Source organism: Isoptericola sp. NPDC055063, assembly GCF_053608125.1.
The window spans coordinates 34,447-49,378 of the sequence record NZ_JBSGUW010000006.1 but is presented as its reverse complement, the minus strand read 5'-3'; the positions used below and the strand labels follow the sequence as shown (position 1 = coordinate 49,378).

At 75.5% G+C, this 14,932-nt stretch carries 13 protein-coding genes; 5 read left to right on the top strand and 8 right to left on the bottom strand.

From position 1 onward, the window contains the following. Nucleotides 1-17: 17 nt before the first annotated feature. Complete coding sequence (gene malQ / locus ACWF41_RS08810) at nucleotides 18-2,162, bottom strand: 4-alpha-glucanotransferase (protein WP_380326472.1); 2,145 nt, start codon at nucleotides 2,160-2,162, stop codon at nucleotides 18-20. A gap of 341 nt (nucleotides 2,163-2,503) precedes the next feature. On the opposite strand from malQ, the gene ACWF41_RS08805 reads away from it, so the two are divergent. Then, nucleotides 2,504-3,553, top strand: a complete 1,050-nt coding sequence (locus tag ACWF41_RS08805) for a mechanosensitive ion channel family protein (RefSeq protein WP_380326461.1) — start codon at nucleotides 2,504-2,506, stop codon at nucleotides 3,551-3,553. A 31-nt stretch (nucleotides 3,554-3,584) separates the two neighbouring features. Here ACWF41_RS08805 and ACWF41_RS08800 read toward each other — a convergent pair whose 3' ends face one another. Continuing rightward, on the bottom strand, nucleotides 3,585-3,833 hold the full coding sequence (locus ACWF41_RS08800; RefSeq protein ID WP_380326463.1) for a glucose PTS transporter subunit EIIB: 249 nt from the start codon (nucleotides 3,831-3,833) through the stop codon (nucleotides 3,585-3,587). Nucleotides 3,834-3,936: 103 nt separating this feature from the next. Here ACWF41_RS08800 and ACWF41_RS08795 point away from each other — a divergent pair, with 103 nt between their 5' ends. From ACWF41_RS08795 to ACWF41_RS08785, 3 genes are all read left to right on the top strand, one after another. Then, on the top strand, nucleotides 3,937-4,344 hold the full coding sequence (locus ACWF41_RS08795) for a globin (RefSeq protein ID WP_380326466.1): 408 nt from the start codon (nucleotides 3,937-3,939) through the stop codon (nucleotides 4,342-4,344). 2 nt (nucleotides 4,345-4,346) lie between these two features. Beyond that, a complete protein-coding gene (locus ACWF41_RS08790; protein WP_380326469.1) occupies nucleotides 4,347-5,270 on the top strand; it encodes an acyl-CoA thioesterase in 924 nt (307 codons plus the stop codon). Nucleotides 5,271-5,369: 99 nt separating this feature from the next. Continuing rightward, nucleotides 5,370-6,341, top strand: a complete 972-nt coding sequence (locus tag ACWF41_RS08785) for a DNA topoisomerase IB (protein ID WP_380327198.1) — start codon at nucleotides 5,370-5,372, stop codon at nucleotides 6,339-6,341. Nucleotides 6,342-6,482: 141 nt separating this feature from the next. Here ACWF41_RS08785 and ACWF41_RS08780 read toward each other — a convergent pair whose 3' ends face one another. From ACWF41_RS08780 to ACWF41_RS08770, 3 genes are read right to left on the bottom strand one after another with little or no spacing between them, the layout of a single operon-like run. Next, nucleotides 6,483-6,986, bottom strand: a complete 504-nt coding sequence (locus ACWF41_RS08780; RefSeq protein ID WP_380320622.1) for an acyl-CoA thioesterase — start codon at nucleotides 6,984-6,986, stop codon at nucleotides 6,483-6,485. A gap of 49 nt (nucleotides 6,987-7,035) precedes the next feature. Continuing rightward, nucleotides 7,036-8,763, bottom strand: coding sequence for a GTPase (locus ACWF41_RS08775; protein ID WP_380320625.1), 1,728 nt, complete (start codon nucleotides 8,761-8,763; stop codon nucleotides 7,036-7,038). Further along, on the bottom strand, nucleotides 8,760-10,766 hold the full coding sequence (locus ACWF41_RS08770) for a dynamin family protein (protein ID WP_380320628.1): 2,007 nt from the start codon (nucleotides 10,764-10,766) through the stop codon (nucleotides 8,760-8,762). The genes ACWF41_RS08775 and ACWF41_RS08770 overlap by 4 nt, the downstream gene beginning before the upstream one ends. Nucleotides 10,767-10,927: 161 nt before the next feature. On the opposite strand from ACWF41_RS08770, the gene ACWF41_RS08765 reads away from it, so the two are divergent. Further along, nucleotides 10,928-11,494 (top strand): carboxymuconolactone decarboxylase family protein, encoded by a 567-nt coding sequence (locus ACWF41_RS08765; RefSeq protein ID WP_380320631.1) that lies wholly within the window; start codon nucleotides 10,928-10,930, stop codon nucleotides 11,492-11,494. Between the two features lie 12 nt (nucleotides 11,495-11,506). Here the strand turns inward: ACWF41_RS08765 and ACWF41_RS08760 are convergent, their stop codons facing one another. The 3 genes from ACWF41_RS08760 to ACWF41_RS08750 form a co-directional block, all read right to left on the bottom strand. Beyond that, nucleotides 11,507-12,484 carry an aminoglycoside phosphotransferase family protein gene (locus ACWF41_RS08760; RefSeq protein ID WP_380320634.1) on the bottom strand — a complete coding sequence of 326 codons (978 nt, stop codon included), beginning with the start codon at nucleotides 12,482-12,484 and terminating at the stop codon, nucleotides 11,507-11,509. Between the two features lie 117 nt (nucleotides 12,485-12,601). Then, complete coding sequence (gene ettA, locus ACWF41_RS08755; protein ID WP_380320637.1) at nucleotides 12,602-14,284, bottom strand: energy-dependent translational throttle protein EttA; 1,683 nt, start codon at nucleotides 14,282-14,284, stop codon at nucleotides 12,602-12,604. A gap of 111 nt (nucleotides 14,285-14,395) precedes the next feature. Next, on the bottom strand, nucleotides 14,396-14,908 hold the full coding sequence (locus ACWF41_RS08750) for a single-stranded DNA-binding protein (protein ID WP_380320640.1): 513 nt from the start codon (nucleotides 14,906-14,908) through the stop codon (nucleotides 14,396-14,398). Between the last annotated feature and the right edge of the window lie 24 nt (nucleotides 14,909-14,932).

Sequence of the window (14,932 nt, the reverse complement as noted above, 5' to 3'; positions counted from 1 at the left end):
GTCCGTCAGAGGCGGTGCTACCGCGCGGTGCGGACCGCCTGCACGAGGGAGCGCAGGCGCGCGTTCTCGAACAGGTCGTCCACCAGCACCACGTTGCCGGAGCCGTCCGCCAGCGGCACCTTCCAGTTCGGGTACTCCTGGTCGGTGCCGGGCTGGTTCTGCGTGCGCCGCTCGCCGACGGCGTCGGTGAGCTGCACGCCGACGAGCGCGGCGGGCGACCGGCGCAGGTAGCGGTGCAGGCCCTCGACGATCTCCCGCTCCGACGGGTGCTCGGAGACCAGCCCGCGCATGGCGAGCGCCAGCACCGTCTGGTCGCGCTCGGCACGGGCGGCGGCCCGCAGCTCCTGCGCGTCGTCGGCGAGCAGGCCGAGGCGCTCGCGCAGGTCGACGTGCTCCCCGGCGAGATACCCGGCGGCGGGCGGCATGTCGTGCGTCCCGACGGTGGCGAGCGACGCACGACGGTACTTCTCCGGCTCCAGCGGCCGCCCGTCCTCCTTCTCGAACCACAGCACCGACGTGCCGAGCACCCCGCGCGCGGCGAGCTCGTCGCGCACCCAGGGCTCGAAGACGCCGAGGTCCTCCCCCACGACGACGGCGCCCGCGCGGTGCGCCTCGAGGCACAGGATGCCGAGCAGCGCCTCGTGGTCGTAGCGCACGTACGCGCCCGCGGCCGGGGAGGAGCCCTCCGGCACCCACCACTGCCGGAAGAGCCCCAGCACGTGATCCACGCGCAGGGCGCCCGCGTGCCGCAGCACCGTGCGCAGCATGTCCCGGTACGGCGCGTAGCCGGCCCGCGCGAGGGCGCGCGGGTTCCACGGCGGCTGCGACCAGGCCTGTCCCTGCTGGTTGTACATGTCCGGGGGCGCGCCGACGGAGACGTCGCGCGCCAGCACGTCGCGGTGCGCCCACGCGTCCGCGCCCTGCGGGTGCGCGCCGACGGCGAGGTCGTGCATGATCCCGATCCGCATGCCGGCCTCGCGCGCCACGCGCTGGGCGGTCTGCTTCTGCTCGTCGGCGACCCACTGCAGCCAGACGTAGAACTCGACCCGCTCGGCGAGCTGCTCACGCAGCGCCGCGACGGCCGGTGAGGCCGGGTCGCCCAGCTCGTCCGGCCGGGGGCGGGAGCCGAGGTGCTCGACGATCGCGCACCACGTCGCGAAGTCGCGCAGCCCCGTGCCCTCCTCGGCGACGAACTCCTGGTAGGCGGCCTCGCGCGCCGCGCGCCGCGGCGCGGTGAACACCACCTCGAGCGCGGCCTTCTTGGCCTCCCACACGGCGTCGCGGTCCAGCGCCCCGGGGTCGGCGACGAGGTCGCGCACCGGGTCGGCCGCCCACTCCACGAGGGAGCGGTCCGCCGCGGACAGGTACGCCGTCTCGGGGATGTCCTCCACCCGCACGTACAGCGGGCTGAGGAACCGGCGGCTGGTGGGCAGGTACGGCGACGGGGTCAGCGGCGTCACGGGCTCGGTGGCCGACAGCGGGTTCACGCCCACGAAGTCGGCCCCGCCGCGGTGCGCCGTCAGCCACGCCAGGTCGGCGAGGTCCGCCAGGTCGCCCACGCCCCACGACGTGCTCGAGCGCACCGAGTACAGCTGGACGAGGAAGCCCCACCACTGGTCGTCCTCCAGGCCCGCCGGCAGCTCCAGCCGCCCGGGCGTGACGACCACCGTGGTGCGGGTCTCGTGCCCCTCGGTCAGGGCGTACAGGGCGTGCCAGCCGAGCGGCAGGTCCGCCGGCAGCGCGAACGTCGCGCGCCCCACCCGGCGGCCGTCGACGGTGCGGGGCTCGACGAAGACGTCGAGCTGCTCCAGGTCGCGGCGGGGACGCACCGCGTGGTCGCGCGCCGCGGGCTCCGCGCCGTCCACCTCCAGCCACACGTGGACGGCCGCGCCGTCGGTGACGTGGACCGGCACCTGCGCACCGTCGCCCTGGCGCACGACGACCGTGTGCGGCAGCACCGTGCGCCACTCGTCGTCGCGGGCGCGCTGCAGGCTGTGCGACACCTGCTGCGGCGAGTCCGCGGGGACGCCCAGCGCGCCGAGGACGGAGACCAGCGTCGACGCCGGGGCCTGCACGACCTCCCCGCCGAAGCCGTGGTGCTCGGTGAGGACGCCGTACGCCTCGGCCAGCTCGCGCAGCGCGTCGTCCGGCTCGTCCGCGATCGTCGACGGGCCGGGCGCGTCGGGCGTGGCAGGCGCGTCGATCGGTGGCTCGTCCTCGGGTAGCGCCTCGGCCTTCACGTCGCCCTTCTCCGCGTCCTGCGCAGCGGGCTCCCCGCGCTCCTCGGCGGCGGTGGACGCCGCCGCCGACCCGGACGAGGACTCGGCCGCCGCCTCGGGTGCTTCGGTGCGCGCGTCGTCGGGCGACTCGTGGGTGGTCGGCTTGTCCTTGCTCACGGGAACGATCCTGCCATCCCCCGCCCGACCAGGCCGTCCGCCCACGCGGCGGCGTCCGGGGCCCGCGGACGTTTCCTCCGGGCGGCGACGCTCGTTACCGTGGTCGGGTGACTCCCGCGATCCTCTCCCTCCGGACCGCTGCCCCGGCGGCGGTGTCCCCCGAGCCGACGCCCACGAACACCGGGATCGTCGACGAGGGGATGAAGGCCGCGGCCGACGGCTGGACCAAGTTCTGGGAGTGGTTCACGGACTGGCCGCTGCACGTCCTCGTCATCCTGGCGATCGGCATCGTCGTGCTGGTGCTACTGCGCCGGGTGATCGCGCACGTCACGGAGCGCATCGCGACCGGCTCGGGCACCACGGCCACGGAGTCCGCGCCGACCTGGCGACGCTACCTGCAGCGCACGCCGTTCGTGGAGGACGCGATCGCGATGGCGAACCCGCTGGCCAGCCAGCGGCGCGCGCAGCGTGCCCGGACGGTCGGGTCGGTGCTCCGCTCGACGGCCAACATCGTGGTCGGCACGATCATGGCGCTGATGGTGCTGCAGGAGTTCGACGTCAACGTCGGCCCCCTGGTCGCGTCCGCGGGCGTCGTCGGCATCGCGCTGGGCTTCGGCGCCCAGAGCCTGGTGAAGGACTTCATCTCCGGTGTGTTCCTGCTGGTCGAGGACCAGTTCGGGGTCGGCGACACGGTGGACCTGGGGTCGGGAGCCACCGGGACCGTCGAGGAGGTGCAGCTGCGCGTCACGCAGGTGCGTGCCTTCGACGGCACCCTCTGGTACGTGCGCAACGGCGAGATCCTCCGGGCCGGCAACATGACGCAGCAGTGGTCCCGGGCCGTGGCCGAGGTGCGCGTCCCCGTGGGCTCGGACGTCGACGTGGTGCGCGCCGCTCTCGGCCGGGCCGCGGACGCCCTCCAGGCCGACCCGGAGCTGTCGTCCGTGCTGCTCGAGGCCCCGTCCGTGCGCGGCGTCGACGCCGTGAACGACGCCACCCTGACGTTCACGCTGCACGCGCAGACCCGCCCCGGCGACCAGTGGGAGGTCTCGCGCGAGCTGCGCCGCCTCGCGCAGGCGCAGCTGCGCGAGGCGGGCGTGCTGCCCGTGCTGGAGGAGGCGTCGGAGCTGCCCGCGCTGGACAAGTCCTCCGACGCCTGACCACGCCGGACCGGTCAGGCGACGAGCGCGGTCAGGAGACGAGCAGCGGGTCCATCTGGGCCGCGAGGTCGTCGGCCTCCGGCCCCACGATCACCTGCACCACGCGGCCCGAGCGCACCACGCCGAACGCGCCCGACGCCTTGAGCCCCGGCTCGTCCACGAGGGCCGGGTCGCTCACCTCGACCCGCAACCGGGTGATGCACGGCTCGAGCTCGACGACGTTCCGGCTGCCGCCGAGCGCCGCGAGGATGTCGTCAGCCTTGTTCGGGGCGATGGTCATGGGGGCCTCCCGTGGAGTGCGTCGTTGCAGGTCCGTGACCACCCTAACGCGCCGGGCGCCCGGGCGGGAGAAGCAGCCCCGCCAGGTCTGGGAGGATGGCCCGGTGACGGACCAGACTTCACCCGCGACCCCTCCGGAGACGTTCTACGACGCCGTCGGCGGGCACGCCACCTTCGAGCGCCTCGTCGACGTGTTCTACGAGGGCGTCGCTGACGACGAGGTGCTGCGTCCCATGTACCCGGAGGAGGACCTCGGGCCCGCGAAGGTGCGGCTCACGCTGTTCCTCGAGCAGTACTGGGGCGGGCCGACGACGTACAGCCAGCAGCGCGGCCACCCGCGGCTGCGCATGCGGCACGCGCCGTTCAAGGTCAACCCGGAAGCCCGCGACCGCTGGCTCGCGCACATGCGCACCGCCGTCGACGCGCTCGACCTGGCGCCGATCCACGAGTCCCAGCTGTGGGACTACCTGGAGCGCGCGGCGCACTCCATGATCAACACCTTCGAGGAGTGAGCGTGAGCGAGACGACGACCACCGATCCCGCCTCGGGCGCCATCCCCGACGCCCTGGACCGGCTCCTGGCCGCGCTCGACCTGCGCGAGGTCGACGGCTGGGGTCCCCGCGGCGAGGACGACCTGTGGCGCGGCGACAGCGTCCCCGGCCCCGCCCGCCGCGTGTACGGCGGCCAGGTGCTGGCCCAGGCGCTGCTCGCCTGCGGGCGCACCGTCGACGACGACCGCCTGCCCCACTCGCTGCACGCGTACTTCCTGCGCGAGGGCACGCTGGACACCCCGATCGACTTCGCCGTCGAGCGGCTGCGCGACGGCCGGTCGTTCAGCGCCCGCCGCTCGCACGCCATCCAGCACAACAAGCCGATCCTGTCGCTCACGGTGTCGTTCCAGACCGAGCAGCCGGGCTACGAGGCCGCGGAGCCCGCGCCGGCCGGCGTCCCCGCGCCCGAGGACGTCCCGTCGGCGATCGAGATGCTCGACGGCATCGACCACCCCGCCGCGAAGTTCTGGTCGCACGAGTCGGCGTTCGACCTGCGGCACGTGGGCGGCTCGCTGTACCTGGGCCCCGACCCGGACCCCAAGCCCACCCAGCAGGTGTGGGTCCGTGCCCGGCACGCGATCGCCTCCGACGACCGGCTGCTGCACCGCGCGCTGCTCGCGTTCGCCTGCGACCAGGTGATGCTGGAGCCCGTGCTGCGCCAGGCCGGGAAGTCGTGGACCGACGTCGGCGGCACCGTGCCGATGGCGAGCCTCGACCACGCGATGTGGTTCCACCGCGACGCCCGCGCCGACGACTGGCTGCTGTACGTGCAGGAGTCGCCGGGCGCACAGGGCGGGCGCGGCCTCGGCCTGGCGCGCGTCTACGACCGCGAGGGCCACCTCGTGGCGAGCATCGCGCAGGAGGGCATGGTCCGGCTGCCCGGCTGACCGGCGCTCGACGGACCACCGCCCGCCTGACCCTTCGGTCCCCGCACCACCGCCCGCGGCGGCGGTGCGGGGACCGCCGCCGCGCCGCACACTGTGCGCGTGCGACTGCGCCACGTCTCCGCGTCCTCGCCGGGCTACTCGCGCCGCGCGAAGGGCGACGGCTGGGTGTTCCTCGACGTCGGGGGCGCGCCGCTGGACGACGAGGCCGAGGTGGCCCGCTGCACGCACCTGGCGATCCCTCCCGCGTGGACGGACGTGTGGATCTGCCGCCACGCCGACGGCCACCTGCAGGCGTTCGGCCGGGACGACGCCGGGCGCGGCCAGTACCTCTACCACGCGCAGTGGCAGGAGCGGCGGTCCCGGCGCAAGCACGACCACGTGCTCGACGTCGGCCGTCGCCTGCCCGCCGCCCGGGCGGGCGTGACGCGCGACCTGCGCCGGCCGGGCGCGGGCCGGCGCACTGTCCTCGCGCTCGCGTTCCGGCTGCTCGACGACGCGTACTTCCGCGCCGGCGGCGAGGTCTACGCGGCCCGGCACGGCAGCTACGGCCTCGCGACGATCCGCAAGGAGCACGCCACCGTGCGGCGCGACGGGACGGTGCACTTCCGCTACCCCGCCAAGTCCGGGCAGCTGCGCGACGTCCTCGTGGCGGACCCCGTCGTGGCCGGCCTCGTCACGACGCTCAAGAGGCGCCGCGGGGGCGTCGACCTGCTCGCATGGCGCGAGGACGACGGCTGGCACGACGTCACCAGCGCGGACGTGCAGGCCGACGTCAAGGAGCGGCTCGGCGAGGACGCGACGCCCAAGGACTTCCGCACCTGGCACGCCACGGTCCTCACCGCGCGGGCGCTCGCCGACGTCGGCGAGGCGCCCCGGTCCCGACGCGGCCGGGCGCGAGTGGTCGCCGAGATCGTCCGCGACGTGGCCGACGAGCTCGGCAACACGCCCGCCGTCGCCCGCGCGTCGTACATCGACCCGCGCCTGTTCGACCTGTGGGAGCACGGCGAGACGATCGGCCCGGCACGGACACGCTCGGGCGCCGAGCGCGCCGTGCTGGACCTGCTGGGCTGACCCGCCGAGGTGGTCCCGATCCCCGCGAGGTAAGGGGCTGGGCCACGACCTCGGCCAGATCGGGAACACCCCCGCGGGTCAACCCCCGCGAGGTAGTGGACTGGACCACTACCTCGGCAGGATCGGGACCACCTCGGCGGGTCAGCCGCGGCGGCGGAAGGCGACGGGCTCCTCGAGGAACGGCTCCCAGGCGGCGCGCTCGTCCGCGGTCACGCGCCGCGGCTTCCCGCTCGCCGCGTCCACGACGACGATCGTCGTGACGGCCTTGACGTACGGGGCGGCGCCGGACGCCGGGGCCGTCCGCGGGAAGCCGGCGGGCGCCCCGTCGTGCACCTCGTAGCAGACCTCCAGGCTCGCCCCGCCGATGGTGCCGATCCACATCTCGACGCGGACCGGGGTGCGGGTGAAGCCCAGCGGCCGCAGGTACTCGATCTGCTGCCCGGCGACGAACGTGTGCGACGTCGCGTGGGGGCCGGTGTCGAGGATGGCCGTGGGCCACTCCTCGCCGTCCGCCGCATCCGCGTGGCGCCAGAACGCGGTGATGCGGGCATCCTCCAGGAGGCCGAACATCGCGACGTTGTTGACGTGCTGGTAGGCGTCGAGGTCGGACCAGCGCAGCGGGACGGGGACGTGCAGTCGGGTCATGGTTCGCATCGTCGCACGACGGCGGGCCCGCCCCGGAATCGTCCCGCCGTCAGCCCGCGGCGATCGCGGCGGCGGCGCGGCAGCGGGCGAGGGCGCCGAGCTCGTCGCCCACCGGGACCCGCACCAGACGGTCCGCGACGCCCGACACCGACTCGCGCAGGCGGCGGCGCACGCGCGCGGCCCGGCGCCCGGCGCCCACCGCCGCGACGCCGCGCGCGACCAGCGCGAGCAGCAGGCCCAGCAGGAGGCCGCCGATCGCGAGGAGCGTGGGCCACGGCATCTCGAGCACCCCGCCGCCCGAGCCGGTGAGGTCCACCGTGAGCACGGGCAGGATCAGCGGCGGCAGCCGGAAGTACTCGATCACCGCGGCCGCGGCGAGCCACAGCAGGCCCACGACGGCGGCCGCGAGGAGCAGCCACTGGGCGAAGCCCGCGACGGCCCACCACCTCGGCCGGCGCGAGGCCTCCAGCCGGGTGCCGACCACCGCCTGGTCGAGGTCGCCCGGCAGCCGGTCCGTCCCGTCCTGCGCCCGGGCGCGCGCCACGAGCACCCAGGCGTCGGGGGCCCCGTCGGTCACCTCGTCGACGTACCGGCGGACCGCGGACGCGGCGGCGGCGCGCACCGCGGGCCGGGCCGTCGGCAGCGAGCTGCGCACCAGGTCCGGCCGCTCGGGGGCGCCCCGCCCGGGTCCGCCGTTCTCGCGGCCGTCCTCCCCACCGCGCCGCAGGCCGAGGCGGCGCAGCGGGTCGCGCCGCAGGCGGGACACCCAGCGGGTCACGGGCCAGCCCGTCACGAGGTGCGCGTCGCGCCGGTTCGCGGCCGCGACCGCGTCCGCCACGGTGGGCACGCCCGCCGCGGCCTCGAGCGCGTCGACGAGCGTGCCCGCCGCCCGCTCCCCCGCGCGGGGCGCCGGGCCGGACCCGCAGGCGTCGACGATGGCCTGCGCGGCCGCCCGGGCGTCCGCCGCGAGCCGCGCGGTCGCGGCCTCCCGGCGCGCCGCGGCCTCGGCGAACAGGCCCTTGAGCTGGTCCATCCCCTGCCCCGTAGCGGCAGAGACGGCCAGCACGCGCGCCCCGTCGAGCCCGTCGGCGGCGACCAGGCGTCGCAGGTCGGCGAGCATGGCGTCCGTCTCCGCGGCGGTCAGCCGGTCGGTCTGGTTGAGCACGACCACGACCACCTCCGCACGGCCCGCCAGCGGCCGCAGGTAGCCCTCGTGCAGCGCCGCGTCGGCGTACTTCTGCGGGTCGACGACCCACACCAGCAGGTCCGCGCGCTCCACCAGCCGGTCCGCCCGCACCCGGTGCTCCACCACCACCGAGTCGTGGTCCGGCAGGTCCAGCAGCACGAGCCCCGTCGAGATCCCGGCGGGCGCACGCCGCCCGCGCAGGCGTCCCAGCCCCCGCCGGGCGGGGCGGGTGCCGTCCTCCTCGTCCTCGGGCAGCGCCATCTCCTGCCGGCGCCGCACCTCGAGCCAGTCGAGCAGCGGTCCGGCCCCGTCGCCCCACACCGCGGCGACGGGGTGGGACGTCGTCGGGCGCCGGACCCCGACCGCCGCGATCTCCTCGCCGGCGACGGCGTTGAGCACGCTGGACTTGCCCGAGCCCGTGGCGCCCGCGAGTGCCACGACCGTGTGCTCCGCCGACAGGCCGCCCCGCTCGCGGGCCCGCGTGACCACGGCGCGCGCCTCGTCGAGCAGCGCGCGGTCCAGCCGTCCGCTGGCCGAGGCCACGGCCGTCTCGAGGGCCGCCGTCCGGTCCGCCAGGTCGATCCGGCTCACGCGTCCCCCTCCTCGCGCCGGTCGCGGGCGCGCCAGCGCGACCACCAGCCCGCGTGGCGCGCGGGGCCGCCGGCCTCCGCGTCGCGGCCGCCGTCGTCGGCCGAGTCCACACGACCGGGCCCCTCGGGCGGGCGCAGCGTCCCCGCCCCGCGCAGCAGGCCGCCGCTCCAGGGGCGCGTGGAGCCCTCGTCCGGCACCGTGCGGGCCGCGCGCTCGGCGCGGGCCGCGGCCGCCACCCGGTGCGCGGCGTCCCGGACGCCTGCCGCGCCCGTCTCCTGGGTGCCGAGCGCGTCGAGCTGCGCGGTGTACCGCGCGGCCTGGCCCCGCAGCACCGTCTCGACGCGGGCCTGCAGCCGCTCCTTCGCCTGCGCGGCGAGGCGCCGCACCGCCTCGTCACCGAACACGGCCTCGAGCAGCTTCTGCGCGACGACGGCGGTGCCGCCCGCGATGCCGATCTCCGCGCCGGTGAGCCCCGCCGTGGAGGCGAAGACGATCACCATGAGGCTGACGCCGAGGGCGTTGACGCCGAACGACACCGCCCGCGCCGTGCCGCGCCGCGCCGCGCCCTGCTCGCGCACCAGCTCCAGCACGTCCTCCTGCCAGCCGCGGATCTGCTCGGCGACCTCGGTGCGCAGCGCCGCGGGCACCCGGGCCAGGTCGAGGCCGTCCAGCAGCGCGGCGCCCGCCGCGTCGCCGCGCCAGGCCGCGTACGTCCGCTCGGCGGCCTGCTCCGCGGCGTCGAGGATCACGGACTCCAGGCCGTGCGCGATGGCCTGCTCCACCTGCGGGCCCTCCTTGGGCCGGCCGCGGAAGAACCGCACCACGGCGTCGCGGGCCCGCCCGACGCCCGCCTCGACGGCGCGGAAGAACTCCCCGGTGCCGACGAAGTCCTGCCAGCGGGCCAGCACCTCGCCGCGCAGCAGCGCGCCGTCCGACGTCGCCGCCTCCACCTGGTCCAGCGCCTCCGCGTGGTAGCGGCGCGCGGCGTCGCGCAGCCGGGCGTCGGCCACCTCCTGCCCGTCCGCCGCCTCGGCGAGGGCGACCGCGCGGCGCACCAGGTCGTCGACGACCCCGTCCCGGGTGGCGGCGATGACGCGGGCCCGCGCCTCGGGGTCGCCGCCCAGCCCGGACAACCAGGTCGCGATCTCCGCGACGGCCGGCTCCGGCAGCAGGCCGTCGACGAGCGCGTCCGGCCCCTGCTCCGCCGCCTCGCCGAGGACGAAGACGCGCGCATCCTCGAGCCCGTGCTCGGCGACCATGCGGCGCAGGTCCTCGGCCACGACCTCCGCACCCGGGTCCACCCGGTCCAGGACGATCGCGACCTGCGCGCGGCGGCGGGCGGCCTGCCCCAGCAGGTCCCACGGCACGGCGTCGGCGTACCGGGCCGCCGTCGTGACGAAGAGCCACAGGTCGGCGGCGCCCATCAGCTGCGCGGCCAGCTCCCGGTTGGCGACCTCCACCGAGTCGACGTCGGGCGCGTCGAGCAGGGCCAGGCCCTGGGGCAGCGCGTCGCTCGCGACCAGCCGCAGCGCCGCGGCGCCCTCGACCGGCCGCTCGGCGTGCGCCGGGGTGCTCCCGCCGTCGCGGGCATCGCCGGACGACGTCACGCGCGCCAGGCCCGGCAGCACCCGGTCGGTGGTGAACCAGCGCGCGTCGAGCGGGTGGTGCACCAGCACGGGGGCACGGGTGGTCGGCCGGAGCACCCCCGGTGCGGAGACCGGCTCGCCCAGCAGGGAGTTGACCAGCGTCGACTTCCCCGCACCGGTGGACCCGCCGACCACGACCAGCAGCGGCGCCCGCTCGGCGCGCAGGCGCGGCAGCAGGTAGTCGTCGAGCTGGTCGAGGGCCCGGCGCCGGTCCGTGCGCGCCGCAGCGACGCCCGGGGTCTCCAGCGGCAGCCGCACGCCACCCAGGCGCGCGCGCAGCACCTCCAGCGCGTCCACGAGCTCCCGGGCGGTCGCCTCGTCCCGCGGTGCAGGGGGCGTCGGGTCCGGGTCGGTCATGAGCCCAGTGTGCCCACCGCCGACGATCCGTGCAGGGTTGACCTGTGACGATGCGCACACGACGGCGCCCCGGGCGCCGATCGGTGGTCCCATGGGAGGGCACGACGGCGTGCCGCGCACGCCGGGACCGCACCACCCACGGCCGTCCTTGGAGGCGTCAGGTGTCCAGCACGTTCCGCATCCCCCGCAAGGAGCTCTCGGGCCTCTACGGCCGCGCGATCGCGTGGTACGCGAGGCGGACCTTCGGACAGGTCCCCGACAGCGCGTACGTCCTCGCCCATCATCGGCCGGCGATGCGGGCGATGTTCGGGCTGGAGATGAAGGTCGCCCGCTGGAAGGCGCTCGACCCGACCCTCAAGACCCTCGCGGAGATGGCCACGGCCGCCGCGGTGGGCTGCAGCTGGTGCCTCGACTTCGGCTACTTCCTGTCGCGCGAGGACGGGCTCGACCCGCGCAAGGTGAGCCAGGTGCCGCGGTGGCGTGACGCCGACGTGTACACCGAGCTGGAGCGCGACGTCATGGCCTACGCCGAGGCGGTGACCGCCACCCCGCCGACCGTCACCGACGAGATGGTCGCCGCCCTGCTCGCGCGCCTGGGGGCGCCGGCGTTGGTCGAGCTCACCGAGATGGTCGCGGTGGAGAACATGCGGTCGCGCTCGTTCTCCGCCGCGGGGGTGCGCAGCCAGGGGTACTCGGACGTCTGCGAGCTGCCGCTCGCGTCCTCCTGACGCCCCGCCGTCTCAGGCCAGACGACGGCGCAGCCACGCGACGCACACCTCACCCTGGGCGCGCTGGAACGCGCGCAGGTGCGGGATGCCGGGGACCGGCGGCTGCAGCGACGAGTGCACGAAGTACCCCGTGAGCGCCACGAGGTAGGCCGTGACGGCGCCCTCCGCGGTCCCCGCGGGCAGCGGGCGGAGGGCGAGCGCCTCCTCCGGGGTCGGCCCGCCCTCGAGCCGGATGGCGGGCAGCATCCCCACCAGGTCGCAGAACGCCGCGCCGCGGGCGGCGTTCGGCCAGTCGACCGCGAGCGCGCGGGTGCCCGCGGCGCCACCGGGGCGATCGACGAGCGGCGCGTCGACGAGGAGCGCGTTGTCTCCGCGCAGGTCGCCGTGCACCAGCGCGTCGCCCGCCACCGCGGCCCGCGCACCCTGCTCGAGGTCGGCGAGCCGGTCCAGGTGCGCCGCGAGCCACGGGTCGTACGACGCGAGCCCCCGCGGCAGCTCCGCGGCGAGGCGCTGCGTCCGGTCCGCCGGCAGCTCGGTCTCGAAGTCCGGCAGCAGACCCGCGGCCACCCGGTGCTCGGCCAGGCGGCCCGCGAGGTCGAGGACGGCGCGCAGGTCGTCGTCGACCCAGGGCATGCGCGGCGCGCGCGACGCCAGTGTCTCGAACCCGAGGGCCACCCAGTCGTCCCCGCCGTCGCCCGCGACGTCCGCCGACCACAGGAACCGGGGCGTGGGCACGCCGTCCGGCAGCAGCGCGGCGCGCCGCGCCTCCTCCCGGTACAGGCCGACCGTGAAGGGGTGCTCGGCGCCGACCGCCTTGACGAACACGGCACCCTCCGCGGTGCGGAGGGTGGACGCCAGGCCCTGGGAGTAGCCGCCGTCGTGGCTCGTCCAGCCCGTGACCGGTGCCCCCAGCCGCGCCTCGATCCCCGCGCGTACCGCGGCGGGCAGGTCGGGCCAGGTGGGGCGGCTGCGGGAGGTCGTCGCGGTCATCGCAGGAGTATCCCCGCCGCCGGTCCGGCGACCCAAGCCCTTTCCCGCGCCCCGGACGCACGACGCCCCCGGCACCGCGCGGGGGCCGGGGGCGTCGAGAGGCGCAGCGGGCGCGGGTCAGTCGCGCGTGAGCTTGCGGTACGTCACGCGGTGCGGGCGCGCGGCGTCGGCGCCCAGGCGCTCGACCTTGTTCTCCTCGTACGAGGCGAAGTTGCCCTCGAACCAGTACCAGTTCGCCGGGTCCTCCTCCGTGCCCTCGTACGCGAGGATGTGCGTCGCGACCCGGTCGAGGAACCACCGGTCGTGGGAGACCACGACGGCACAGCCGGGGAACTCGAGCAGGGCGTTCTCCAGCGAGCCGAGCGTCTCGACGTCGAGGTCGTTGGTGGGCTCGTCCAGGAGCAGCAGGTTGCCGCCCTGCTTGAGCGTCAGGGCGAGGTTGAGGCGGTTGCGCTCGCCGCCGGACAGCACGCCCGCGGGCTTCTGCTGGTCCGGGCCCTTGAAGCCGAACGACGCGACGTAGGCGCGGGACGGGATCTCGACGTTGCCGACCTTGATGAAGTCGAGCCCGTCGGACACGACCTCCCACAGCGTCTTCTTCGGGTCGATGCCGCCGCGCGACTGGTCGACGTACGAGATCTTGACCGTCTCGCCGACCTTGAGGTCGCCGCCGTCGAGCGGCTCCAGGCCCACGATGGTCTTGAACAGCGTGGTCTTGCCGACGCCGTTGGGGCCGATGACGCCGACGATGCCGTTGCGCGGCAGCGTGAAGCTGAGGCCGTCGATGAGCTGGCGCCCGTCGAAGCCCTTCTGCAGGTTCTTCGCCTCGAGGACCACGCTGCCCAGGCGCGGGCCCGCGGGGATCTGGATCTCCTCGAAGTCGAGCTTGCGGGTCCGCTCGGCCTCCGCCGCCATCTCCTCGTAGCGGGCCAGGCGCGCCTTCGACTTCGTCTGGCGGCCCTTCGCGTTGGAGCGCACCCAGTCGAGCTCGTCCTTGAGGCGCTTGGCGAGCTTGGCGTCCTTCTTGCCCTGCACCTCGAGGCGGGCCTGCTTCTTCTCCAGGTAGGTGGAGTAGTTGCCCTCGTACGGGTAGAGGCGGCCGCGGTCGACCTCGCAGATCCACTCCGCGACGTGGTCGAGGAAGTAGCGGTCGTGGGTGACGGCGAGGACGGCACCCGGGTAGGTGGCCAGGTGCTGCTCGAGCCACAGCACCGACTCGGCGTCGAGGTGGTTGGTGGGCTCGTCGAGCAGCAGCAGGTCGGGCTTCTCCAGCAGCAGCTTGCACAGCGCGACGCGGCGGCGCTCACCACCCGACAGGACCTTGACGTCGGCGTCCGGCGGCGGGCAGCGCAGGGCGTCCATCGCCTGCTCGAGCTGGGAGTCGAGGTCCCACGCGTCGGCGGCGTCGATCTCCTCCTGCAGCGTGCCCATCTCCGCGAGCAGCGTGTCGAAGTCGGCGTCGGGCTCCGCCATGAGGGCGGAGATCTCGTTGAAACGGTCGATCTTGGCCTTGAGCGGGCCGACCGCCTCCTCGACGTTGCCGAGCACCGTCTTGTCCTCGTTGAGCGGCGGCTCCTGCATGAGGATGCCGACCGTGTACCCCGGGGAGAGGCGCGCCTCGCCGTTCGACGGCTGCTCGAGGCCCGCCATGATCTTGAGGATCGTCGACTTCCCGGCGCCGTTGGGGCCGACGACGCCGATCTTGGCGCCGGGCAGGAAGTTCAGCGAGACGTTGTCGAGGATGACCTTGTCGCCGTGCGCCTTGCGCGCCTTGTACATGGAGTAGATGAACTCAGCCACTGGCTCTGCTTCCACCGTTCGATCGCGCGGCGGACCCGAGGCGTCGGGTCCGAGAGGTTCGAGGCTCCAGCGGGCACGCTGGAGGACCGGCATGGCGGCCGGTCCACCAGCCTACGCGACGGGCGCGCTCACACGCCGACCGGGATCCGATCCTCCTCGAGCTCCGGCTCCGGTCCCGGCTCGCTCCCCCTCCTGGTCCCGCTCGCGGTCCCCCTCGTCGTCCCGCCCGGGGCCCGTGGTCGCGGGGTCCTCCGCGGCGCGGTCGACGACGCGCGTGAACCGGGCCAGCCCGCGCGTGACGTCCGGGCCGACGGCCTGCGCGTCGATGACGAGCTGCCAGCGCTCCTTGCCGTCCTTGTCGGTCCACTCCTCGGTGGAGAGCCGGCCGGTGACCACCACCGGGTCGCCCTGACCGAGCGACTCGGCGACGTTCCGCGCCCCGGTCCGGAACGACTTCACGGTGAACCACAGCGTCTGGCCGTCGGACCAGTCCCCGCTGCGGGCGTCCCGCACGCGGCGGGTGCTCGCGACCCGGAACGTGGTCCACTCCACGCCGTTCGGCGACCGGTGGAGCGTCGGCTTCGTCCCGACGAACCCGTTGACCGTGATGCTGACCTCGTTCATGCGCTCCTCCTGGGCTCGGCGCCG